19 protein-coding genes are annotated in these 23,947 nt (G+C 53.9%); 15 read left to right on the top strand and 4 right to left on the bottom strand.

All coding sequences use genetic code 11. From position 1 onward, the window contains the following. Positions 1 to 259: 259 nt before the first annotated feature. On the top strand, positions 260 to 877 hold the full coding sequence (locus EGT51_RS08735; RefSeq protein ID WP_135368326.1) for a sugar O-acetyltransferase: 618 nt from the start codon (positions 260 to 262) through the stop codon (positions 875 to 877). Between the two features lie 384 nt (positions 878 to 1,261). On the opposite strand, the gene EGT51_RS08730 is transcribed toward EGT51_RS08735, so the two are convergent. Continuing rightward, positions 1,262 to 2,629, bottom strand: a complete 1,368-nt coding sequence (locus EGT51_RS08730) for an FAD-dependent oxidoreductase (protein WP_225428707.1) — start codon at positions 2,627 to 2,629, stop codon at positions 1,262 to 1,264. An 86-nt stretch (positions 2,630 to 2,715) separates the two neighbouring features. On the opposite strand from EGT51_RS08730, the gene EGT51_RS08725 reads away from it, so the two are divergent. Next, complete coding sequence (locus EGT51_RS08725) at positions 2,716 to 3,405, top strand: EAL domain-containing protein (protein ID WP_135368325.1); 690 nt, start codon at positions 2,716 to 2,718, stop codon at positions 3,403 to 3,405. Positions 3,406 to 3,635: 230 nt separating this feature from the next. Here EGT51_RS08725 and EGT51_RS08720 read toward each other — a convergent pair whose 3' ends face one another. Then, positions 3,636 to 4,208, bottom strand: a complete 573-nt coding sequence (locus EGT51_RS08720; RefSeq protein WP_135368324.1) for a TetR/AcrR family transcriptional regulator — start codon at positions 4,206 to 4,208, stop codon at positions 3,636 to 3,638. Between the two features lie 114 nt (positions 4,209 to 4,322). Between EGT51_RS08720 and EGT51_RS08715 the strand changes: the two genes are divergently transcribed. The 8 genes from EGT51_RS08715 (at position 4,323) to pepI (ending at position 17,425) form a co-directional block, all read left to right on the top strand. After that, positions 4,323 to 5,360: an SDR family oxidoreductase gene (locus tag EGT51_RS08715; RefSeq protein ID WP_135368323.1), complete on the top strand. Its 1,038-nt coding sequence runs from the start codon at positions 4,323 to 4,325 to the stop codon at positions 5,358 to 5,360. Between the two features lie 443 nt (positions 5,361 to 5,803). After that, complete coding sequence (locus tag EGT51_RS08710; RefSeq protein ID WP_135368322.1) at positions 5,804 to 7,744, top strand: Ig-like domain-containing protein; 1,941 nt, start codon at positions 5,804 to 5,806, stop codon at positions 7,742 to 7,744. A 622-nt stretch (positions 7,745 to 8,366) separates the two neighbouring features. Further along, a complete protein-coding gene (locus EGT51_RS08705) occupies positions 8,367 to 10,316 on the top strand; it encodes a hypothetical protein (protein WP_135368321.1) in 1,950 nt (649 codons plus the stop codon). Between the two features lie 218 nt (positions 10,317 to 10,534). Further along, positions 10,535 to 12,058, top strand: coding sequence for a hypothetical protein (locus tag EGT51_RS08700; protein ID WP_135368320.1), 1,524 nt, complete (start codon positions 10,535 to 10,537; stop codon positions 12,056 to 12,058). 21 nt (positions 12,059 to 12,079) lie between these two features. Then, entirely contained in the window at positions 12,080 to 14,044 is a 1,965-nt protein-coding gene (locus EGT51_RS08695) for an elongation factor G (RefSeq protein WP_135368319.1), read from the top strand. 350 nt (positions 14,045 to 14,394) lie between these two features. Then, the gene (rsgA, locus tag EGT51_RS08690; protein WP_135368318.1) at positions 14,395 to 15,456 is read left to right on the top strand and encodes a ribosome small subunit-dependent GTPase A; all 1,062 of its coding nucleotides are present in this window, start codon (positions 14,395 to 14,397) and stop codon (positions 15,454 to 15,456) included. A 651-nt stretch (positions 15,457 to 16,107) separates the two neighbouring features. Next, entirely contained in the window at positions 16,108 to 16,539 is a 432-nt protein-coding gene (locus tag EGT51_RS08685; RefSeq protein WP_135368317.1) for a MarR family winged helix-turn-helix transcriptional regulator, read from the top strand. A gap of 1 nt (position 16,540) precedes the next feature. Further along, positions 16,541 to 17,425, top strand: coding sequence for a proline iminopeptidase (gene pepI / locus EGT51_RS08680; RefSeq protein ID WP_135368316.1), 885 nt, complete (start codon positions 16,541 to 16,543; stop codon positions 17,423 to 17,425). Between the two features lie 62 nt (positions 17,426 to 17,487). Here the strand turns inward: pepI and EGT51_RS08675 are convergent, their stop codons facing one another. Next, on the bottom strand, positions 17,488 to 18,720 hold the full coding sequence (locus EGT51_RS08675) for an MFS transporter (RefSeq protein ID WP_135368315.1): 1,233 nt from the start codon (positions 18,718 to 18,720) through the stop codon (positions 17,488 to 17,490). Positions 18,721 to 19,123: 403 nt separating this feature from the next. Here EGT51_RS08675 and pyrF point away from each other — a divergent pair, with 403 nt between their 5' ends. The 5 genes from pyrF to EGT51_RS08650 all read left to right on the top strand — a co-directional run bounded on the left by pyrF (position 19,124) and on the right by EGT51_RS08650 (position 22,447). Continuing rightward, positions 19,124 to 19,840 (top strand): orotidine-5'-phosphate decarboxylase, encoded by a 717-nt coding sequence (gene pyrF, locus EGT51_RS08670; protein WP_135368314.1) that lies wholly within the window; start codon positions 19,124 to 19,126, stop codon positions 19,838 to 19,840. Then, a complete protein-coding gene (gene pyrE / locus EGT51_RS08665; protein WP_167850180.1) occupies positions 19,837 to 20,472 on the top strand; it encodes an orotate phosphoribosyltransferase in 636 nt (211 codons plus the stop codon). Before pyrF ends, pyrE begins: the two co-directional genes overlap by 4 nt. A gap of 242 nt (positions 20,473 to 20,714) precedes the next feature. Further along, complete coding sequence (locus EGT51_RS08660; protein ID WP_167850179.1) at positions 20,715 to 21,053, top strand: helix-turn-helix domain-containing protein; 339 nt, start codon at positions 20,715 to 20,717, stop codon at positions 21,051 to 21,053. Continuing rightward, a complete protein-coding gene (locus tag EGT51_RS08655; protein WP_135368312.1) occupies positions 21,046 to 21,849 on the top strand; it encodes an ImmA/IrrE family metallo-endopeptidase in 804 nt (267 codons plus the stop codon). The genes EGT51_RS08660 and EGT51_RS08655 overlap by 8 nt, the downstream gene beginning before the upstream one ends. Then, a complete protein-coding gene (locus EGT51_RS08650) occupies positions 21,842 to 22,447 on the top strand; it encodes a hypothetical protein (RefSeq protein ID WP_135368311.1) in 606 nt (201 codons plus the stop codon). The genes EGT51_RS08655 and EGT51_RS08650 overlap by 8 nt, the downstream gene beginning before the upstream one ends. An 82-nt stretch (positions 22,448 to 22,529) precedes the next feature. Here the strand turns inward: EGT51_RS08650 and EGT51_RS08645 are convergent, their stop codons facing one another. Then, on the bottom strand, positions 22,530 to 23,282 hold the full coding sequence (locus EGT51_RS08645; RefSeq protein ID WP_135368310.1) for a M23 family metallopeptidase: 753 nt from the start codon (positions 23,280 to 23,282) through the stop codon (positions 22,530 to 22,532). Between the last annotated feature and the right edge of the window lie 665 nt (positions 23,283 to 23,947).

The raw sequence follows: 23,947 nt of genomic DNA, 5'->3' as shown, positions 1-23,947 counted from the left end.
CATTAAGGCTGATAACCGAATAATCCTGGTCTTGGATTGTTTGGTTATCAGTTTTAAGCGGAACCGGCTGCCTTTTGGCGCACGTTTCAGCTATGTCAAGGTGAAGGCGACGGGGCTGGAAAGTTTTGTCCCAGGCTCATCAGCGAAGCCCTAGTCGGCACCCCTCATCACAGGGATTGTTCCACGTGAAACAAAGCCCTTCAGAAAAAAGTATGCTATGATAGCGGTATCAAAGTTAAATCCAGAAAGGATCCTACCCATGACCAACCGCGATAAACTGCATACAGGGGACCTGTATCTACCAGACGATCCTGCCATTGAAGTCGAGCAAAAACGCTACCTAGACCGGCTTTTTGACTATAATCAAACGCGGCCGAGCCAGCCCGCGCAGCAGCAGAAAATCTTGCGAGAACTCTTTGCCGAGTTAGGCAAGAACTGCTACATCGAGCCGCCGTTTCATGCGAATTTTGGTGGACATCACGTCCATTTCGGGGATAACGTCTATGCCAATTTCAATCTGACGCTGGTCGACGATACCCATATCTATGTGGGGGACCACACGATGATCGGACCGAACGTGACGCTGGCCACGGCTGGTCATCCGATCAACGCCGAGTTACGGGCGCGGAACTATCAGTACAACATGCCGATCCATGTCGGCCGCAACTGCTGGCTTGGTGCTGGCGTCATTGTGCTCCCGGGCGTGACGATTGGCGATAACACGGTGGTCGGTGCGGGGAGCGTCGTCACCAAGGACTTGCCGGACAACGTGGTGGCGGTTGGTGATCCGTGTCGCGTGCTCCGCCAGGTCGGTGAGCATGACCGGAAATTTTACTTCAAGGACCGGCGAATTGACCCGGAGCTATTTGAGAAATAGGCGACCGTGTTTCGGGAAAGTGAAAATGGCGTTGTGGTGGTAAGTTCAAGTAGCTGAATCCACAACAGTTTTCCCTAGTAAGGTGTTCCACATGAAACAAACCGCTACAAGAAAAAGCAGCGCGGCGGCATCCACATTGGCCTGTGGCCTGGGGCGCCCTGCCGCTGGCCGCGACTGACCGCGATCACCACAGCAAGGTGCTCCAGACTGTCTGCGGGAGCCACGTCGAGTCGACTTACTATCCCAGCAAGAAAATCGCCGGTCACTTTAGCCGGTAACTTAAAAAGCGCCTGAGACCAAACATCCCAGACGCTTTTGTACTAATGTTTAATAGCGGAAACACGCAGCCAAGACTGGGCTTAGTACGTGCCGTCCTTTTTTAAATTAACTCCGCCAATACCCATTTTCCTGAGCCACCGCTTGTTGTGCGGCGAGGTTCAGGTAGTTGAAGGGTTCGTTGAAATTCGGAGAGAACAGCATGTCTAACAGCGCTAACTGATCGATGGTTCCGCCATTTTGAATCAGTGCCGAGACCGTGTTGGCGGCTTGAGAAACGTCGTGGGCGCAGAGCAGTTGGGCCCCGAGAATCTTGCGATTGTTGCGATCATACACCAGTTCCACCGTGATCGGGTGGGCGTCTGGCATGAAGTGCGGCCGGTAGGTGCCCGTGGATGTGACGTGACCGACGTTAAAATTAGCCGCCTGGGCTGCCGCGACCGTCAACCCGGTACAGGCCATGGTGTGGTCGAAGATTTTCATACCCGTCGTGACCTGGGTGCCCAGGCTGCGGAGGCGCCGTTCACCCACGTTGATGCCCGCGACCGTGCCTTGGCGCACCGCGGTAGAAGCCAGCGGTGCGTAAACGTAGTCGTCCGTGGGATTGTCGTGGTTCATGGCCGCATCGCCCGCAGCAAAGATGTCGGGGTCCGACGTCTGCAGGTAATCGTCGACCAAAATGGCGCCGTTCTTGGCCATTTTGACCTGACCAGCCAACAGATCAGTCTGCGGCAACATGCCGGCGCTAATGGCGGCCATGTCAACGCGGTAGCTGTCGTGGTTGGTGGTGATCAGCAGCTGATCATTGTCGGTGTCTTGAAATGAGGTGACCACGGCATCCGTCAGGACAGTGACGCCCTTGGCTTGCAGGAGTTGGGCGACTTGATCACCGATTGCCGGTTCCACGTAGCCGTTTAGCAAGTGGGCGGGCTTTTGGATCAGGAGCACTTGATAACCCGAGGTGGCATAGCCTTCCGCCAGTTCGACGCCGATATAGCCGCCCCCAACAATGGCGACGCTTTGCTGATTGGCCGAATAGGCACACAGGTCGTGGGCCTCATCATAAGTTTTGCACAAGAGGACCTTGGGATTCTCCACGCCAGAAATAGCGGGGATGGCCGTGACCGAGCCGGTAGCCACGATCAGTTTGTCATAACTGGTGCGGCTAATCTGTTTGGTGGCGAGATCTTGGACTAATAGGCAGTGGTTGGCCGCGTTGACGCGAATGACATCGTGGTTGGTGGCAAAATGTACGCCGCGTTTGATGAAATCTGCGGGTTCAGCGTATCGCGCATCGGCCAGGGTGGCAACGGTCCCCTCGATGTGCAGATAGGTCGCGCAAGACAGGTAGGAAATTGTTTGCTGCCGCTCATAAACCGTGATGTCTGCATCAGGGTAGTAGGTTAAAATTTGTTTTACCGCCGCGATGCCCGCATGGGTACAGCCGATGACGACGACTTTCATAACATTAATCATTTCTTTCTATTACTAATTGACTACATTATAGTATACTGTTCTATAAGATAAAGCAATGCAAACTGTTCATGAGGGGGTAGTATTTTTTGGAACCAATCTATCGGTATTTTGTGCAACCACAAATTAACACGGAAACGAAAACGGTTTTCGGTTATGAATTGTTGATGAAGCAATTGACCCCTGACGGTTGGCGTTTACCAGCGTCGTTCTCCGCTATCGACTCGAAAGTCGTGGCCGACCTGTTAGTTGAAACAACGAAGGTTTTATCGCCTAAAGTGCGATATTGTTCAGTAAACGTTAACCGTGAGCAATTAATGACGACGTCAATTGCCTCAGCCATCACCAAAAGCCAAGAACAGATTTATCCCACACGTTTGGTCGTGGAGCTAACGGAAGACGACGGGCCGCAACAATATTCGGTCCAAGAGCTAATTCCGCAGCTGAAAAAGTTCCTCGACCAGGGGATGGAATTGTCCTTGGATGATGTGGGTACCGGTGATAATTATTTCACAAGTATTCAGGAATTGTTGCCACTGGTCTCCGAAGTTAAATTTGCGTTACAAAATTTTGCGGAGGAATTCAGCGACCCCAAGATTCAGAAAAAAATTCATTTTTGGCGGGCCATTACCCAAGAATATGGGTTGCGACTGGTCCTCGAGGGCATCGAAAATGCGGCGGATAGCCAACTGAGCCGTCATCTGGGTATCAAGCTCAAGCAGGGCTACTATTTCAGCAAGCCGCGGCTCTTGAAGCTGCCCGGCGATATGTTTGCGTAAATAAGGGCTGGAAGACATGGTGTTAGGATTGGTTGTTGACCGTGACAGGAAGTGAGCTAGCCGCCTACCGTTCGCCAAATATGGGTTGGAACGCAGGTGCCTGGTTTCACCGACTTTAGGTGTCAGAACCTTGTCGTTCCGACCCGCAACATGTTAGTTTCACCTTCAAGACTTAACTTAAAAAAAGACATTGTCCCTCGTCACAGCTGTGGCGCGGAACAATGTCTTTTTTACGCATCGGTTGCGTGCCGGGCGGTCAGGGCCTGGAGGGTACCAGTTTGAAAATCGGCAATCAACTCATGAATGGTGGTCAGTGACTCGACTTGACCGGCCAATAGCCAGTCACGCCAAATTTGGTAGACGCCAGCGGTCATGAAGGTGGTCCAGTACTTTTGCTGGACCGGCGTGATGGCTGGCCAGGAAATGCTGGTGTAAAACCGGGTCATATTTTGAGTGAAGATTTGTTGGAAAACGGGTTCGAAACCGCGGGTGACGGCCAACTTGAGCGTGGGGGCGAGGTCCGTAAAGAAGTCCCCCAAGGCCGCTAATTTTTGCGCTTGCGGCACGTGGGCCAAGACATCGTCGAAGCGGGCCGTGATGATGGGCGTAAAATGCGCCGTCAACACGTCGGCGAGAGTCGTGAAATTGCGGTAAAAGGCCATGCGGCTAACGCCAGCCCGGCGGACCACGGCCGTGACGGTCAGGTCGCTGAGGTCCTTGGTCGCCAGTAGCTGCAGGAGTGCGGTGGCGAGGTAATCTTGTGAATCCTGTTTAATCGCTTGGGCATGCTGAGTAGCTGCCATAACAATCGCTCCAATCTGTCAGAGATGCGCGGTAAGTTCTTGTCACGCGTCCAATCTCAGTGTAGATTAATGGCACAGACGTTACAAGTGAAACGAAAGCGGGAGTGAAGATTAATGACTAAACGAGTTGTCGTCGTGACCGGTGGGAGTGGGTTTATCGCTAGCCAGATTATTTTACAATTACTGCAACAGGGCTATGCCGTGCGCACCACGGTCCGGTCGCTGCAAAAAGCGGACCTGATTCGCCAAATGTTAGCGACGGGTGGCGTGACGGATCTGACGGATCTTGAGGTGACCACTGCTGATTTGACCAGCGATGCCAACTGGTCGACGGTGATGCGGGGAGCGACCTACGCGATTCACGTGGCTTCACCCACACCCAATCGCGTGTTCAAGGATGAAAATGACATGATTCGCCCGGCGGTAGCGGGTGTTCGCCGGGTGTTAACGGCAGCGCGGGATGCGGGGGTTAAACGGGTCGTGTTGACCTCAGCCTATGGGGCCATTTTTGCCGGCCATCCCCACCGCACGACGCCCTACACCGAGCGAGATTGGTCGGACGTGACTGCCAAAGGGGTGCACGCCTACCAAAAGTCTAAGACGCTGGCTGAGCAGGCCGCTTGGGCGTTTATCAAGCGTGAGGGTCATGGCATGGAACTAGCGGCTGTCAATCCCGTCGGCGTCATGGGGCCGGTCTTGGCCGATGACTATTCTCACTCTAACGTGCAGATTTATCAGCTCCTGACCGGTCAACTCAAGGCCGTGCCTCACGTGGACTCCGGGTACGTCGACGTGCGCGATGTGGCGAGCCTGCACCTCCTGGCCATGACGGCGCCAGAAGCCGCGGGCGAGCGGTTTCTGGCGACCACGGGAGAGACCCTGTCCATGCTAGATGTCGCCACGCTTCTGCGGCAGGCCTTCCCGGCATTTGCAACACGCTTGCCGACTCGGACGATTCCTAACGCCGTGGTCAAAGCGGCGGCGTGGATCAAGCCAGAGTTGAAAATGATTGCCAGCATCGTGGGCACGTATGCAGGGACCAGCAACGCCAAGGCAGTGAAATTATTGGGATGGCAGCCGCGTTCGGCACAAACAGCTATTTTGGCCACGGCCCAGTCGATGATCGATCTGGGCATCGTGACGGCCCCCTAAAACTAGGGCTCACCAGCCGTTGCCGCACGTTTTAGCCAGTTAAAAGTGACGCACCAGGGCCTGGGAGGAAGCCTTTCAGGCGCTTTCGCTTTACCTTTACATGGCTGAAACGTGCGCCAAAAGGCAGCCGGTTCCGCTTAAAACTGCTAACCAAACAATCCAAACCCAGGATTATTCGGTTAGCAGTCTTAATGCTTGCCAGCTAATCGCCTTTTGTCCCACTCTTTTTTGTCGGTAAAACGGTTGATAGTCCATTATGAAAAATATTTATAATTAATCGTGGTATTTACAGGGGCCACTGACTATAATGGGGGCGAATGGGTGGCCCTGGATGGTCAGGGTGGGAGAGTATTGCCTGTTAAATAAATTAAGTGTGTTTACGTCTAATCCGGTAAAATATGTGATTGGACCTTAACCAAATAAACGGAGAGGAAGAGACGAAGATGGGGCGTAGAATGGGGCGTTGGCGCGTGGTATTAGGCGTTTTGGCAATGGTGATGGGGCTGTATCTGTGGTGGCTGCAAGCCCCGTTACCCGTTCAGGCGGCCACAATCAACGGCAAGGGCCGGCCCAGTGCGACGCCTGTGGGGGTATTTGGATTTTACCTGAACACGGGTTTCAGTCTCCAACCCGAAGACCGTTACACCTACCTCAATGCGCCGGGCAAGCAGATTTTGACGACGGACACGGCGCATTCCATGTGGGCGATTGTCACCGGGTTGACCGCCAGCGACCATTTTCAATGGTACCAGTCGACTGATGCCGGTCAGAGCTGGTCAAAGGTGAACAAGGGCCAGCAGAGTGATTTGACGCTGCCTACTGACAAGGTGGGCACCACCTACTATCAGCAGTCTTTTCAGTACTATACAATCGTGCCAATTCCATTTGTTACGGCAACCTATTATTCACGGGTAGCGACGGTCGAGACGTTACCGACCCCGGTGGACGCGACCAAGCTAACGGTGACCAGCGACAATCACTATTTGTATAACAACCAAGTGTTTGACGGCAAGAAGGTGGCGGCGACGACCTATGTGCACGCCACGCCAGAGCCGGCAAACGCGACCGGCGAGCTGACCTGGACCAGTAGTGACCCGACATTGGCCACGGTGGATGCCCATACCGGGAAGGTGACCGCCAACACTGCAGAGAAGGCCGGTAGCGTCACCATTACCGGGACGTTGACCAACCATGATCAGTCGACGATCACGGACCACACGACCATCGACATTGGTGGTGGTCTGATGGACCAGAGCGCTGCGGAAGGCCAGACAGCCACGTTCCACGTGCTCGGTGGTGACCAGCAGGCGCCTGACCAGGTGGCCTGGTACCGTCTGGCGTCAGGGAGTAGTCAGGCGACTAAGGTGGCGACAATCAAAGGCGCTGCAGGATTAACGTACACGACCCCCGCCACCAAGAAGGCCGATGATCAGGCCAAGTATTACGCAACGGCAACCTACACGATGTATGATGAACAAGAAAAGCCCCAGACGCAGACCGTCACGACCCGCCAGGCCACGTTAACGGTCCAGCCCGATACGACGCCCGACGTCCGTATTACCAGTAAGGTTAAAAATTTGACGGATAGTACGGGAGACACCGACCAGCAGCTCAGCAACGTCATCACCGGTGATCACTTTACCATCAGCGGCACACTTCAGGATGCCAATGGGGACACGGCCATGGCAGATGGTGACTTGATCATTTCGATTCCGGGGAGTGCCCAGGTCACGAATTTTACCGTCGATGACGCGGAAGCACAATATTACGTTAAGGTGGCGCCGGATGGTCTGAGTAAGCAGTTGATTGTGAGTGGCGTCCAGCTCGACTGGGTATTTCCCAAGTCATTTCGTGTCACGCTGACCTCGCAGCAAAGCGCGCTAAGACGCTATTCGACGCGGGTTCAGTTGATTAGCTATGACAGTAAAAATCAGCAGTTGGGGACCTACCAAGGCGATCCGCTCACGATAAACTTCACCGACGGCAACCTGCACGCCACCGCCAACCCAGTCAACTTCGGGACGGTGGGACCGGCTGAATTGGGGCAAGACGTTCCGGCTCAGGGGCAAACGGATCTGCTAGACGTCACCGATTATCGGCGGGAAAAGGTCGCCACACAGGTGGGCCTCCAGCAGGTCACGCCATTTCAAAATGGCACCCAAGAACTGCCAGCCACGTTGAATTTTGACAACGGACAGGGCAGGCGGTTGCCGATAACGGCGGACCCACAACCCGTGGCCGAGATTGCGGCTAACCAGTCGGTGCCCGCGATTGGCCCGAGCCAAGGACAACGGCTGGACTTTCACCTGAACGCGCTGGCGAGTCAACTGGGCCACTATACGGCGACCATCCAGTGGACCTTTATTTCCGGGCCGCAGGGATAATTGTTTCATGTGAAACATAGGAGCGAGCCTGGGACAAAGCTTCCCAGACTCGCTTCACCTTTACGTAGCTGAAACGTGCGCCCAAAGGCAGCTGGTTCCGCTTAAGGCTGACTAATCGCCGTTTGGCCCACTCTCGTTTTGGTTATTTAGAATAGGCGGTCAAGAGCTTGTGGAGATGCAGTCCCCAGGCTCTTTTTTCGAGGGGTCAACGGATAACATCCGCATTATAGTTCGATAGTTAAAATAATTTATGTTTAAAATGGTATTCCTCCAAAATAGAAACTATAATAAAGATGACCAGGGTAGTTAATCTGTAACAGTGTTAGTGACGGATTGATTGTCGACTTTACGGTAGGACACGGTGCCCGCGACTGGGGGGACGTGTCACGAATCATTTCGTAGCCAATTGATTAGTCCCAATGACCAGTAAACACCGCTTATAGCCAGGTTGTTTACCGGTGTGCCCTAATCTTGCGGTTGCGGATGAGAGACTACGGTCACGCGACTGAGAACTGATTAGTTTAGCTCGGTCGTGGACGATTAGATAAGTAGACCGCTGATCGACTGCCCTTGCGTAGTGGATCAGCAGTCGTTCAGACCTTTTAAAAGGGGAGAAGACATTATGACGGGTAAGAAATTGGGTCGACTACTCGTGGGGCTGTTGACGTTGGTGCTGGCGGTTGGGTTCTTTAATGGCGCCAAATCAGCGCCGATCGTTGCTCAAGCGGCGACCGTCAAGGGTTATGGGACGCCGACCCAGGATCCAAGTAGCTTTTTATTTTGGTATTCCAATACAGGTTTTCGAACGCAACCACAGGATACGTATACGACGGTGGGGACGACCAAAAAGCTGACGACAGCGGTAGGCTATTCCTTCTTGGATACGTTTTTTAATCCGTTGGCTTATGATCACTTTCAGTGGTATCAGTCAATGGATGCCGGCGCAACTTGGACGGCAATCAAAGGGGCGACGAGCTCAACGTTAAGTGTCACGCCGTCTAAGGTGGGGACCACTTATTATCAAGAATCTTTTGGGTATTATTTGTTTATCCCACCACTGTTACCCAACGAATACTATTATTCGCGCGTTGCTTCCGTTACAGCCATGGGTAGTCCGGTCAACGCGACCGGCATTACCGTCACGGCGGATAATCATTATCTGTACAGTAACCAATCTGAAGCCGGTACCACCACTGTTCATGCCAATTTGATACCAGCTAACGCGACTAGTGATGTTACTTGGAGCAGTAGTGACCCCGGCTTGGCGACGGTCGACAAGACTTCTGGCGTTGTAACCGCGAATACTAGTGGTCGATCGGGGACTGCAACGATTAATGGGACTGTCACCAATGCGGATGGGTCGACCCAAACCAACTCCACGCAGATTAAAGTGGGTGGTGGTTTGGACGATCAAACGGTCGATTCCGGTAAGTCCGCAACGTTCACTGTTCAAGGCACGTTCCCCAGCACACCAGCGTCCGTGACCTGGTACAAAGAGGCACCTGGTAGCAGTACGCCGACCAAAGTCGCTAGTGGGACCAGCTTAACGTACACCACGCCAACCACGTCCGCGGCAGATGACAAGGCGCACTATTATGCCGAAATCACGATTAAATCGGATTCTGAGTCAAAGACGATTACGACGAACGCTGCCGAACTAAACGTTAAGTTCAGCGATACGCCGAAAGTGACGATTACTAGTACGGCCACTGATAATACTGATAATACGGGGAACGTGGCGCATGGGCTGTCAAATGTCATCAGCGGAGATGCGATTACCATTACGGGAACGATTACGGATGGTAATCAGGATTCGAAGATGAAAGCGGGACTGCTGGCCATTCGGGTACCCCCTTATTGTAGTAATACGGCTGTCTCCATTGACGGTGAAGCGACGTCTTTACAAGCGCCTAAGCAGATTGGCGATTACTATTATCTAGTTCCACGAACCCCCGTCGATTTTGAAGCTGGTCAAACCCATACGTATAAAGTCAGTTTTGACTCCCTAGAGGAGACAGACAGTGACTTTACATCGCTGGTAGAGATGGAGGCGTATGAAACTGATGCGTCTAAATTGAAAGCAGTTGTACCTGCTGATACAATCTTAGGGACAACAAATGACAACAATTTCGACACGTACACCGGCCCAGGGATTAGCCTTCACTTCTCGTCCAATACGTTGACGGCTCAGGCAGGGAACGTCACATTTGGCTCACTGTCTTACGCCAATGTTGACCAGACGATTGAAGGCCAAGTCGAGGGTGGCGGCGACCTGTTGGCCGTTACGGATGACCGACGGGAAAAGAACGCCACGACCATTTCCTTGCGGCAGGCAACGCCATTCACTGATGGGACGCATACGTTGGTGGCCAAGCTAAGCTACGCCAACGGGAGCACGGTCAAGCAACTGACGGATACGAATCAGGTCGTCTTGTCGGCGGGCTCGGGTATTAAAGTGGGCTCGTTAAACGCCAATCATGGCCAGGAATTACAGCTGGTTCTCGCCAGCCAAGCCATCTACCCAGGCAACTACACGTCCACACTGGACTGGACGATTACTTCAGCCCCTTAAATGAATCAGTGATTTTCCAAAGAGTTTGGGTTTAAAGCCGCCCAAGCTCTTTTTGTGCACCAATTTTAAATGTTCGCTGTCTGTTGTCTCCCCTTTTATGTTTCCAAACGTCTCGGTCTATTGGCGTTTTTCAACCACGATGCGCAGTCACTAGGTGCATTCTGCGCGGGGGTACGGTAAAATTGACTCATCGTATACTGGAAAAAGAGGTGTTACTAGTGACAAGTGAAGAAAAAAAGCTGCTGTCTGATTTTCAGGCCTCGGCCGCGTATCGTGACTTTAGCGCTTTTCCCGACGAGTTGGTCATGCAAACGTTGGTATTCTACCTGTCAGAGATTAGCAGCAGTAACAAAGATTTTCATGAGTGGACGACCCACACCGTGTTACTGGCTTTAAAGCAGTTCGCGGCGGACGCTACTCAGCCGGACATGCCTGACGCTGATGACTTTTTGTATTTTAGTTATGCTGTGATTAAGAGTTTCCTACAGTATCTAGTTGGGACTGGTACCACCAAGATTCAGGAACAGGACTTAACCGAGTCGCTGGACCAGTTTGAAAAGGGGCATCAGTTGTCTGCAGACCAGTTAGAAAACGACGACCCAGCGCCCGTGCCCACCCGTGACGTGAGTGATCCGGATCTGCCAGAGTGGCGTGCATACAGGGCTGATAGCATACAGCGGTATACGGCCAAATGGGTCGCGGCTTATGTGAGAAGCCCAGGTTGGCGGCGGGACCGTAACGCGGATCTCACCCAAGATACGTTAGAATTAGCCGTTGAACAGTTAAGTGAACAGGCCTACGACACGTACCGCAAGACGCCCAAGAGCTGGACGAAGAAGGTCTTGTCTAGCGTCTTGTGTGGCTATTTTGTCTCGAACCTAGACTTGACCGCAGCTGAGCTGGGCGCCGTTATTCCAGTCATTGGCCACGTCATGCGCTTTGCGGCTGAGCAGGGCTGGTTGAATGCCAAGAAAGCCGAAAATTATCAGCGTTACTTGAATGCGATTGCGCCTAAAGCCGTTGCCCAGGCCCAGGACCCCAACAATTTTGGCCCGGCCAAACAAGCAATCATCCAAATGCGGACGGAAGGTGTCGATACGACCGATGAAGCCGCAATCCAAGCGTTCATGGACCAGGTCAATGCCCAAGGGGGGCTGAACAGCGCCTACGAAGGGGGAGCACGTCTGCCGGATGGGAGGGATCTAACGGCCGCAGAATTTCAAGCCCTGCTAGATGATGACGATCGGTTGCTTGCAGTTGCGGTTAAATTTGACCCGGATCCGCAAGCAGACTACTTAACCGGGATGCACATCACCAAGGTGGGTGGCCGTCATTGGCACCAAGCAGATGCCCAGGATGCGCACAAGTTGAGTCTGCTCTTCGGCCTGCGGTTATGGCTGTTACGGGACCGGTACCCGTTAGAAGGGGAGTCGTGGCAGCTGGCGTTTAAGGTAATGGATGCTTTGACGCAACTCGCTGATATGTTGTACAGCCAACAGCTGGTCACGCTGGACGAGTGTCCGCCGGTTATCTGGGAGGACTTTGCGCAGTGGATTCGGCAAGCTGGCCTTGAGCCGCAGCAGTTGCTGGCCTTGTTGACGGCGTTAATACACATGCTGGTCGATGATCACTATCTCCCTGCCGAAGAGGGCAAACGCATTATCGCGGTCCTCCACCCAGCCAACCACCAGCGGGGCAATGTTATTTCGATGAAGGCAGCGCGCAAGAAGAAACGTCAGTAAGTTTGGAGGAATCAACCAATCATGAAACACATCGTAGCGGGAATCGTTGCCCACGTAGATGCCGGCAAGACCACGCTATCGGAGGCGCTATTGTACCAATCCGGCGCGGTGCGGCAACTGGGACGCGTCGACAACGGGGATGCCTTCTTGGACCCCGACGACTTAGAAAAACAACGCGGCATCACCATCTTCTCCCATCAGGCCAGCCTGACTTATGATGACCTGCAGTTGACCTTGCTGGACACCCCGGGCCATGTGGACTTTGCCTCGCAAACGGAACAGGTCCTCAGCGTCTTGGACTATGCCATTTTGGTGGTCTCGGCCACCGATGGCATTCAGGGCTACACCCGCACGCTGTGGCGCTTGCTCGACCACTACCAGGTGCCCACGGTCATCTTCGTGAATAAAATGGACGCCGTGACGGCCGACCAAGATCGGGTGTTGGCCCAGCTACAGGCAACCTTTTCACCTGGCTGTATCGCCTTTGACGGGCCCAACTTGTCTGCGGACGCCACGGAAAATGTGGCCATGCAAGACGATGACGTGTTGGCCGCTTACCTGGACGCCGGGGAGCTGGCCGACGACACGGTCCGCGAGTTGATTCAGCGCCGCCAGGTCTTCCCGTGTTTCTTTGGGGCAGCCTTGAAATTAGACGGTGTTGATGACTTTTTGTCTGGATTGTCCAAATGGACCCAAGAAAAGCACTATCCCGCCGAATTTGGTGCTAAGGTCTTTAAGATCTCTCACGATCAGGACGAACGGCTGACTTGGATTCGTCTGACCGGAGGTGTTCTGGCCAATAAGGACGTCATTTTGGGCGAGCAAAAGGTCAATCAGTTGCGGGTGTACAACGGGTCCAAGTTCACGGTCCAGCCGCAAGTCGTGGCAGGTGAGGTCTGTGCCATTCCGAACCTGACGGCTACTCATCCGGGACAGGGCTTAGGCCAACAGGCCGCGGGGCGCACGCCGGAGATCCAACCAGTCTTGACCTACACGGTGGACCCTGGTGACAACGACCTGCATCACTGTTTGACGGTCCTGCAGGAACTCGAAGACGAGGATCCGCAGCTGCACGTGACCTGGTCTCAACAACTCCAGGAGATTCGCGTCCAAATCATGGGCAGCGTGCAATTGGAGATCTTGCAACAGCTGTTGCGCGACCGGTTCAACCTGACGATTGGCTTTGGCGCCGGGAGCATCCTTTACAAGGAGACCATCACCCAGCCGGTGGAGGGCGTTGGGCATTTCGAACCGCTGCGGCACTACGCGGAGGTCCATTTACTACTGGAACCCACGCCGCGGGGCAGCGGGCTGACGTTTGCCGCCGACTGCTCGTTAGAGATCTTAGGGAAAAACTGGCAGCACCAAGTCCTTACCAATCTGCGTGCCAAGGAACAGCTGGGCGTTTTGGTCGGGGCACCCCTGACCGACGTGAAGATCACGCTGGTCACCGGGCGCGCCAGCATCGTTCACTCGGTCGGCGGCGACTTTCGCGAGGCCACTTGGCGAGCAGTCCGGCAAGGCCTGATGATGTTGCGGGCCAAACAAGCCTGTCAGCTGCTGGAACCGTGGTATCAGTTCCGCTTGGAAATTGGCCAAGACCAGGTTGGCCGGGCCATGAACGATATCCAGCGGATGCACGGGCAATTTGACACGCCCGATGGCACAACCAGCACGGCTGGCATGGTCGTCTTGACGGGGACGGCGCCGGTCGCTGAGATGCAAGACTACGCCCAAGCGGTGCAGGCTTACACCCACGGCAAGGGCCAACTGGAATGTTTGGTCGACGGCTACCGGCCGTGTCACAACCAGGATGACATCGTGGCCGAACAGGACTACGCCCCTGTGGCGGATCTACCAAACACGCCGGACTCCGTGTTCTGTGCGCATGGTGCCGGCTATCCCGTGCCATGGGACGAGGTGCCGGCCATGGCGCACGTCGATTATGCCTATTCACCCGCGGCGTTGCGGGCGTTGGATCAATGAGCGTGGACCAGCTGGTGGCCGGCGGATGTTTCGGCTGAAGGTTGAGTAGAATGGTTGAACACCGCTGTGCATGGCTGTTGACAACCGGCGTTTGACCATGGTAATGTAATGGCAATTAAATGAATCGGAGGGTTGCTCGATGTCAGTCGTTTGCTAAGCGTTACGCAGGATGCTAAAAAGTGGGGAATTTCCCGCTGTGTTTAGTGTGCCCGTAATGGTTAGAACGAATCGCTGACGGTCGAGCGCCCAAAATCTCGGGCGTAGTTTCGACTGCGCTCTTTTTGTGACCCAAAATTAGCAGCGTTCGTCAACCGTGCGGGGACCGCCATTGACGAAAGGAACCGATTAAATTGACCATTGATTTACAAGATTTTGGCGCCACGCCTGATTTATTGACCCAAGTAACGCTACCCGACCAAACGCTGGCTCGGGTCACGGCCCAACACCGGGAGTTGTACCAGGTGATGACGACGCAGGGCAGTCGGCCGGCCCAGGTTGCAGGGCGGCTCAGCCATGAGTTGCGGCAATCGACTGATTTTCCCGCGGTGGGGGACTGGGTCGCCGTGACTGCCACCCAGTCGCCTGCGATGATTCAGCGGGTCTTGCCGCGCCAAAGCGTTTTGATTCGAGGGGCAGTGGGCCAAGCGGGCGGTCAAGTGATTGCCGCCAACGTCGATACCATTTTCATTTGCATGTCGCTCAACGCGAACTTCAACGTGCGACGCATCGAACGTTATTTGACGATGGCGTGGGATAGCGGCGCCGTGCCGGTCGTGGTCCTGACGAAGGCTGACTTGTGTGTCGATGTGGCGGCGAAGTTGGCGGAACTGGCGTCGGTGACACTGGGCGTAGACGTCCTGACGTGCTCCGCCCAGACTGGTGCCGGGATTGCTTCGTTGAAGGCTTATGTGACAGGCAATCAGACGGTGTCGTTCATTGGGTCTTCAGGCGTGGGCAAATCCACGCTGATCAACCAGCTATTGGGAAGCGACCAGCTAGCTACCCGCGCGATTCGCGCCGATGATGATAAGGGCCGTCACGCCACGACCGCGCGCGAACTCTTGCGTTTGCCAGCGGGTGGGGTGGTGATCGACACCCCGGGAATGCGCGAACTTCAGGTCCAAGGTGGCAATTTGGACCAAGCCTTCGCCGACATCACGGCGCTGGCCCGTCACTGCAAGTTCCGCAATTGTACCCACCAAACGGAACCGGGGTGTGCCGTCCAGGCTGCTTTAGCCGCGGGACAATTGACTGCCGAGCGCCTGGCTAGTTACCAAAAACTTCAGCGTGAATTGGCCTACAACGGGATGAATGCCCGTGAACGGGAAAATGCTAAGATTGCCCGGAACTTTGGCAGCAAGCGGGCAATGAAACAGGTTATGGACCACGTAAAGCGGGGAAAACGCCGCTAGTGTTTCACGTGGAACAACTGTCATGAGGTAGCAGAACTTTCTTAAGGAATATCACCAGCAAGCAAAACTCACCAGCCGCTTTCAGCTTTTGTGAAAGGCGGCTGGTGAGTTTTTAGGTATTCCCTTTGAACTGTAGGCGCTGTGAGTAGCGTGGCTATTACCAGTCCCACCTCAGTCTATTTAATAGTGTTTGGTTAAATTCGGTGATGATTTTTCTCTATACGAGCATCATTTTACTCACCCAGTTTAAGATTACCTGGCAAGCCGTAACGCTCTTAGTTGCGGTAAATGTACTTGGTGGGTACCTAATGGCCAGACCACGAAAATAAATGGCTACAGTAAGATGGCGTGAAACTAGGCGAGAATCCGCAGTAATGCGGGATGCTTACCTAGTTTTTAATTTTTTTACGGATGAGCGTGGAACCGGACACCGTCATGGCGGAGGGTCGACTAGGTGACACCTGGAAAAAGCAGCGACTCGTATCGCGCGTGATGAGGAAGGATTCTATCTGCTCTTAAACGTCTTTTGCATAGTTAGTTTATCTAACAGTTAGTCAAACTACACCAAACTTCATCAGCCGTCGATTCAGTTAGTCCGTCTAACTGTATTTCCACCAAACTCTTTGGTAAACTAAGGGCGAGGTGATTCCAATGGCAACGGAAAATAGTCAGGCTATCAGCACGCGGATTCGGGAGATTTTTCTCGCCGAACAGCGGCAAATTGCGGCCACATTAGCCGATGACGCGGCAGTAACGCCGCAGCAGGCAGTCGTGTTACAGCTGATCGATGAGCGCCCGGGGTTGATCCAACGCGATATCGTGGACGTTTTGCAGCGGCGGGCGGCCACGGTCTCGGCCTTTTTAAAGAAATTGGAGACGGCGGGATACATCGTGCGGCGGGTGCCCACCGACAATACCCGCAACAAGCAATTGTATTTGACCGTGAGTGGTCAACGGGTCGTCGCCGCCTTTGAACGAGCGCGCGCCGACGTTTATCAGCAGTTGACCGTGGAACTGAACACCGCTCAGCAGCGTGAGTTGTTGGCGCTGTTAACGGCGGCCCAGCGCGGATTGGAGGGGTAGTATGCAAGTTCACGACGGATTCATGCCGTTTCGCCAGTACCAAACGTATTACCGGGTCGTCGGGGATTTGACGGCCGGATCAACGCCCTTACTCCTGTTACACGGCGGACCGGGGTCGACCCACAACTATTTTGAAGTGTTCGACCAACTGGCGGCACAAACGGGGCGACCGGTCGTCATGTATGATCAGTTGGGTTGTGGTCGCTCGAGTATGCCCGACGACGCCAGCCTGTGGCGCGCGGACACCTGGGTGGCGGAACTAACGGCGTTGCGTCAATATTTGGGGCTAAAACGCGTGCATTTACTGGGGCAATCCTGGGGTGGCATGCTGGCCATCATTTACCTGTGTGACCACCACCCGGCCGGCATTCAGAGCCTGATTCTAGCCAGCACACTATCGTCGGCGGCCCTGTGGCGGCAAGAACAGCACCGGCTGATCAAATTCATGGCGCCGGCCGACCAAACCGCTATCGCCCAGGCCGAAGCCAGCGGCGATTTTACCGCGCCGGCCTACCTGGCAGCCAATGAGCGCTACATGCTGGCGCACGCGGCGGGGCCAATCACAGCGGATTCACCCGAATTCTTGCGCCGCCCCAAGCGGGCAGGTACGGCCGCGTACAACGTGGCGTGGGGGCCCAACGAGTATGTCCCCACGGGCACGCTCAGCGACTATGATTACACGGCCAAATTAGCGCGGGTGACGACGCCCACGTTGGTGACCAGCGGCACCAATGACCTGTGCACACCGCTAGTCGCCAAGACCATGGTCGATGCCTTGCCCCACGCGACCTGGACGTTGTTTGCCCACAGTCGTCACATGGCGTTTATCGACGAGACACCGGCGTATTTCGCACGCTTAACGGCGTGGTTGGCGGCACAAGATTAGGCAAAGGAAAAGGCCCCCGGCACCGTCCAAATGACGGCACCGGGGGCCAGTTTTGTGTTTACTTAATCTTCGTTGACAACGCCCATTTTACGAAGGCTGGGAATCGTGAGCATGACCGTGAAGCTGATGATGTAGAGTACGGACAGGAAGCCCATGACCACGGTCAGCGTGTAGTGGTCCATCAAAAAACCGATCGCCACGGAGGAGAATCCGCCGATGGCCCGCCCAACGTTGACAATCACGTTGTTGGCCGTTGAGCGAATCTCGGTCGGGTAGAGGCGGCTGATGACCGCGCCGTATCCGCCGAACATCCCGTTAGAGAAGAAACCGATGATGGCGCCGGCCAGTACTAAAGTCAGTTGGTTGAAGGCCAGAGTGATACTGAAGACGGCGATGGCCGAGGCAATCAGGAAGATGCCAAATGCGCGTCGCGGCCCGAAGTAATCCAGGATGCTCCCAAAGGTCATCATGCCAATGCTCATGCCGACAATCGTCGCAATCATCCAGACCGAGGACCCGGAAACCGTCAGGCCCAGTTTCTGTTGCATGATGGCTGGCAGCCAGTTCATCAGCCCAAAGTAACCGGCGATTTGAACGATGACCATGATCATCAGTGCCACCGTTTGGTAGGCCAGCTTGGGTGTCTTAAACAGGGCACGAATCTGGACCGGCTTTTGTTGGTCGCGGGGTGCTTGCTTGGCGGCCAAGAATTCGTCGCTTTCGTGCAGGTGCCGCCGGATGAAGTAGGTCAGAGCCACTGGGACCAGGCCCAAGACGAACAGGGCTTTCCAGCCCAGCGCGGGGATGATAAATGCCGCAGCCACGGCGGCCAGGATGGCGCCAATTTGACCGCCAATCGCGGCCACCGAGGTCATCTTGCCAATCTTGTCACGCGAGAAGCTTTCAGCAATCAGCGTGATGCCCACGCCGTATTCCCCACCGGCGCCGACGCCAGCCAGAAACCGGAAGACGTAGATCCAGGTGATATTGCTGGCGAACCCCATGGCCGCCGTTGCGAAGGCGAAAATGAAGATGGTGTGCGAGAAGGTGCGGACGCGGCCGAAGCGGTCGGCCAAGATGCCAAACAAAACACCCCCCACGAGCATCCCCAGGTTGGTGATCGATGAGATCAGACCGGCCTGGGCCCCGCTGATGTGCAGATCGGCGATGATTGAGGAGAGGGCGAATGATAAGAACATGACGTCCATATTCTCCAGGGCGAATCCCGCCGAAGTCGAAGCAATCGTCCATTTCTGGTGCGTGTTAAGCGCGTGGTCTTGCGTGGTGGTTTCCATTATTCAGTTCCTCCAAAATGAATGTTCACGGACATTCGTTATTTTTGCCGGCAAACCGGACGTTGGGCATATTATGCCATGGACGTCAGTGAAAAGCAACCGTTAATCCGGATATTAAATTAATTATACGGGTTCTTAGATTTGTCAATCATTAGGAAAATTAACTATTTTGGCGAACAAAGACGGTGTGCCTTTATTTTTCTAGGTAAATCGTCTAACCTGAAACTTGAGGTTGACGCGGACCTGGATTTTCGCTAAACTCAATAGCAACTAAACCTTTAACTTAGCCCTGTGAGACTAAAAAGTTGGACGGTAAAACCCGCAGTAGACCGATTTGCGGGCGAAATCCGGCTAGCCCACCACAGGCGCTAGCCGGATTTTTTTTAGAGAAAGGACCCTTCACATGCGCCCAGTAATCGTGGCTTTAGATTTCGAAAATCAACAGGTCGTCACCGACTTTTTAGCGCAATTTCCCGCTACGGACCAGCCAATGGTCAAGGTGGGGATGGAACTCTTTTACGCGACCGGTCCCAGCATTTTACGAACATTACGGCAACGAGGACTCCAGATTTTCTTAGACCTGAAGTTGTATGATATTCCCCATACCGTCGAGCGGGCCATGCGCCAACTGGGGCGGCAAGGCGTCGCGATGGTGACCATCCATGCGGCCGGGGGCGCGGCGATGATTGCAGCGGCCCGTCGCGGATTGAATCAGGGGAGCCAAGAGGCAGGGGTGGCGCCGGCGAAGCTACTGGCCATTACCCAACTGACCTCGACGACGGAAGCGCAGATGCAAGCCGAACAATTAGTCGCTGCCGACCTCCCCACGAGTGTGCGGCATTTGGCCCAGCTGGCCCAGGCCAACGGTGCGGACGGCGTGATTGCCTCAGCTTTAGAGGATCCGGTGATTCATGCGGCGACCGCCCCGGACTTTCTATGTATCAATCCGGGGATCCGGCTGGCCACGGATGCGGCCGATGACCAGCAACGAGTCGTTACACCCGCCCAGGCCGCACGTCTGGGGAGCGATGGCATCGTCGTCGGGCGGTCGATCACGCAAGCCGCCGATGCGGTTGCGGCGTATCATCAGGTATTAGCAGAATGGGAGGCAGGAAAATGATGACGATTACGGATAAAATTGCAGCGGACCTCTTGCACATCGGCGCGGTCAGTCTGGCGCCCCAGGACCCCTTCCTGTGGGCGAGTGGCATGCAGGCGCCCATTTACACGGACAATCGGCAAACGATTGCCTATCCGCGCGTACGAGCGGCCATTGCCGACGGGTTAGCCGCACTGATTGAAGACCACTATCCCAGTGCAACCGTGATTGGCGGGGTCGCCACCGCGGGGATTCCGCACGCGGCGCTGGTTGCCGATCGGCTGGACCTCCCCATGAATTACGTCCGGGCCAAACCCAAGGACCACGGTCAGGGCAAGCAGATTGAGGGCCAATTGTCAGCGGCAGATCAGGTGGTCTTGATCGATGACCTCATTTCGACTGGCGGCAGTGTGTTAGCCGCCGCCCAGGCCGTTCAGGCGGCGGGGGCCACCGTATTGGGCGTCGTCGCCATCTTTTCGTACGAACTGCCCGACAGCGTCGTCAACTTTCGCCAGGCCGGCCTGACCTTGACGCCGCTGACCACCTACAGCACCCTGATTGCGGTAGCGCGAGCCGAAGGCGACATGTCCGCGGCAGAGTTTGCCTCCTTACAACAGTGGCGGGCAGATCCGTGGCACTGGCCGCGGCGGTAGTGTTTCACGTGGAACAAAACAGGAATAGGTAAACTTACTAGCACGCTGGTTTATTTTAAATAGGCGTGCTAGTGGTGACTTTAGAGATAATTAGATTTTAATAATTGTCTAGAGACCAGTGAAGCGGATAGCCAGCTGAAACATTTGCAAAATATGCATACTTGTTGTAAATATTTACAAAGATGGTAGAATCAAGACAGTTAATAGATAGTATGAAGAGATTTTGCTGGAGGTGGACCCGTATGAACAACGAAATTGTCATTGAAAACATCAAGAAGTGGTTGGAAAAAAACCATCATCCCCAGAGTTGGCTGGCTAAAGAAATCAATGTGAGTGCGCCACTAATCAGTCAAATGCTTAATGGTGAAAGAAAGATTCAAACGAAGTATCTGTTAAGCATTGCAACAGTTACGGGCATGTCGCCAGAAGAGCTTGCACGAGATGAGAAGGTACTAGCCGATAATGAGCTGACGTGTGAGTTAAGAGGGGACTTTTCTAATCCCAAACTCGAAAATCAATTTGATAAGTTACTCTGGGATATTCAGTGTTATGTCGATTTAGCGGGTGCCAGTCATGACTAAACAAACGCATTTTTCTGAAAAGGTCGCTGATCATGCGGCAGCCGTATTTTTAGAGAAAAATATTGGTACCGCGATATTCATCGGTGCTGATATCGAGAATCTGATTGCGGAAAATGCCCAAGTTATTTATCAAGATATTCAGGCTCCCGATTTTTTTGGTGCGCTAATTAGCTACAAGGGTAAACGGTTTGTCGTTTTAAATACCCATCAGGATTTGAGAGCGCGCTATTATAGCGCTGCCCATGAAATGTGGCATTTGGCGTTGACCAGTGCAATGTTTGGAGAACAAAGTGAAGTCATTCAATACGATGCGGCTAATCCGATATTTGATAGCGAGCGGGCTGCGGATCATTTTGCGGCTGCCCTGATGCTACCAGAAGAGACTGTGCTGAAAATTTGGGATAAGTACGTGCAGGGCCAGGAGACGCCCAGTACGCAGTTAGTACAAGAGGTTGTGGTTCGGCTGGCTAATGTTTCTGCGATGCCGTATGTGGCCGTGTGTCGGCGACTAAAGGAATTGGGACTACCGGTCAGTCGGACCATTGTGCGGTGGGATAAGTCAGATTGGCATGACTATCTACAATACGCCGATTTCCCACCAAGTCCACTAGATGAGAAGGCCAGCTTTGATAAGTTTGCGGGTTTGTCAGCATTCGTAAAAAAGCAAGTCGACCATCAGCAGATGACGTTACTGGAAGCAGCGCGCTTTCTAACGCGTGCGGATCCTAACCAAGCGAAGCGTTATCTCAAAATGCGTCAAGAAAAGATTGCCCAAATCGAGGTGGACGATGACTGATCGGCAAAACGTGCGCACTTACATTGATACCAATATGTTGATATTTGCTGAGAATTATCGAAAGGACAATGTTTTCGATTGGCTAGATCAGCTTTACAACGACGTTTGGATTCATATAGACGTCTTGGATGAAGTGCTTCTGGGAAGAAAAAGGATTGAGAGTGAGATAACGGCTAGAGGTTGGCATGTATTTAATCCTGAAACGCTGTCTAGTCCGGAAGAAAGCCTCTATCGCGCCCATCTTGCTGGAATTAAGGTTGCCTTTCAAAAGATGCGTCAAGCGCAGGGAAGCCACGCTAAAACGACTCCTGACTTAGGGGAAAAGGCCACGTTGGCAGTTTGTATCTTACAGGATGCCCAGTTAATCTGTAGTAACGACGCTGATATTGCTGAAGTTATTAGTAGAGAGAACTATTGTTACGTGGACGATGAGGGCAATTCGGAACTGATTTCACAAGATACAACTAGTGACTTTTGTTTTCATTGCGTAGTGGACGTGGGAATTACCAAGTCAAAGGTTCGCCGGTTTTACAAATCTATCTTTGAAGACCAAGCGGAACGGAATGCCAAGCTAGCGGTTTGGGAACGCCGTTTTTAAAAGCTAATGCGTATGAAAACACCCCCATCATTGGATTTTGGCCAATAGTGGGGGTGTTTTTTTGAAGTTCATTTAGACTGCATTACGCCGCCGTCTTCAGCAGTTTCAACGGATCTTGCCAGGAGTGTGCCGCTGGATTTTGCCAGTCGTTTTGGGCGCTGACCCAACTCTTGTGGTTGGTGATGCCCAAATGCAAATGACCACTGGCCTGCGTTGCGATGACTTGGCCGGTCTTGACGGTATCGCCCACGTGGACGGTGTGAGTCTGTTTGCCCATCGCAAATTCCTGGTAGATGATTTCGTCGCCCGCGGCGGTCTTGGTGACCACGACGTCTTTGCCCAGGCCCAGCGGATAGGCGTCGGTCACGCCCCGCTTCATGGGATTGCCCACGAAGATGACCTTGCCGGCGTGGATGGCGTGAATCTTGCTGCCAACGCCCGCGTTGAAGTCAACGCCGTCGTGCCAAGGAGAATCTGCCAGGTCACGTTTGCCAAAGGTCGATGTCACGTAGCGGCCACCGGTGTAGGGCCAGCCCCATTCGGTGGTGGACTCGGATTGCGTCGCGGGTTGTTGGGCCGTTGCCAAGCGGGTTAATTTCGGCTTGGCGGGAGTGGTTTTTTCCACGTGGAAGTATTGATAAACGCGCTTGGGCTGGTCCGTGGCCAGATCGGTGGGCGTGTTGGCGATGGTTAAGGTCTCTGCCTTGGCCGTCGTCTTGGTGGTCCAAGATGCTAGCAGCAGGACTGCGCCCAAGACGACCAGTGCGGCCGTGATCAGGAGCAAGTGGCGATTAAGCCGATGATTTAAGTGGGGGAGTTGATGTAGCGTCGACATTGTTTTGGAACCTACCTTTTAACAGTGATAAGAAAGATTGTACCAGTGATTAGCCGACTAAGTGTTAAGAAATTGTGAATTTTTCCCGCGACGGGCACAATTTATCCAAAAAAGTTGTGGGCCAAATGCTGTGATACCGGCGCTTGCGGCGGTTTCCGACAAAAAAGCCACGCCGAAGAAATTTTTTCTTCGGCGTGGCTTTAAACGTTTAAATTCGGCTAGATTTCTTCCACATCTGAAGATTGAAAGGGAAATGAACGCGCTGATTGCCGTAGCAACGGTGTTCTGACACCTAAAATTAGTGAAATCAGGCGCCTGCGTCAGCCAGGGTTCCGCCTGCTCTGGGGAACACCTCCAGCCTGAGGGGCGGTCTTCCGGTTCGCTTGAAAGCCTGGCACAAATCGCCAGTCTCTCAAGTCGTCCCGCGCTGTAGGCTGAGAAAGGACCTCAGCCAACACCGCCGACACAGCTGGCTCCACCCTGGCTGCCTCCGGCAAGGTGGAGGTTATCAGTAACACTGTGTTAATGAAAGACTAGTTGTCAACGTAACTACTATCTGGGGTTAAGACGATTGTTACCAACACGCACTACCGTAGCTGAGAGTTCGCCAAATATGGGTTCAGCCGTGGGAGTTGCCTTAGCGGCGCGGTTCATGCCGCTTAGGC

Origin of the sequence: Levilactobacillus suantsaiihabitans, assembly GCF_004745505.1 — a bacterium.
GTDB classification, from domain to species: Bacteria; Bacillota; Bacilli; order Lactobacillales; family Lactobacillaceae; genus Levilactobacillus; species Levilactobacillus suantsaiihabitans.
This window is presented reverse-complemented; position numbering and strand designations above follow the sequence as displayed.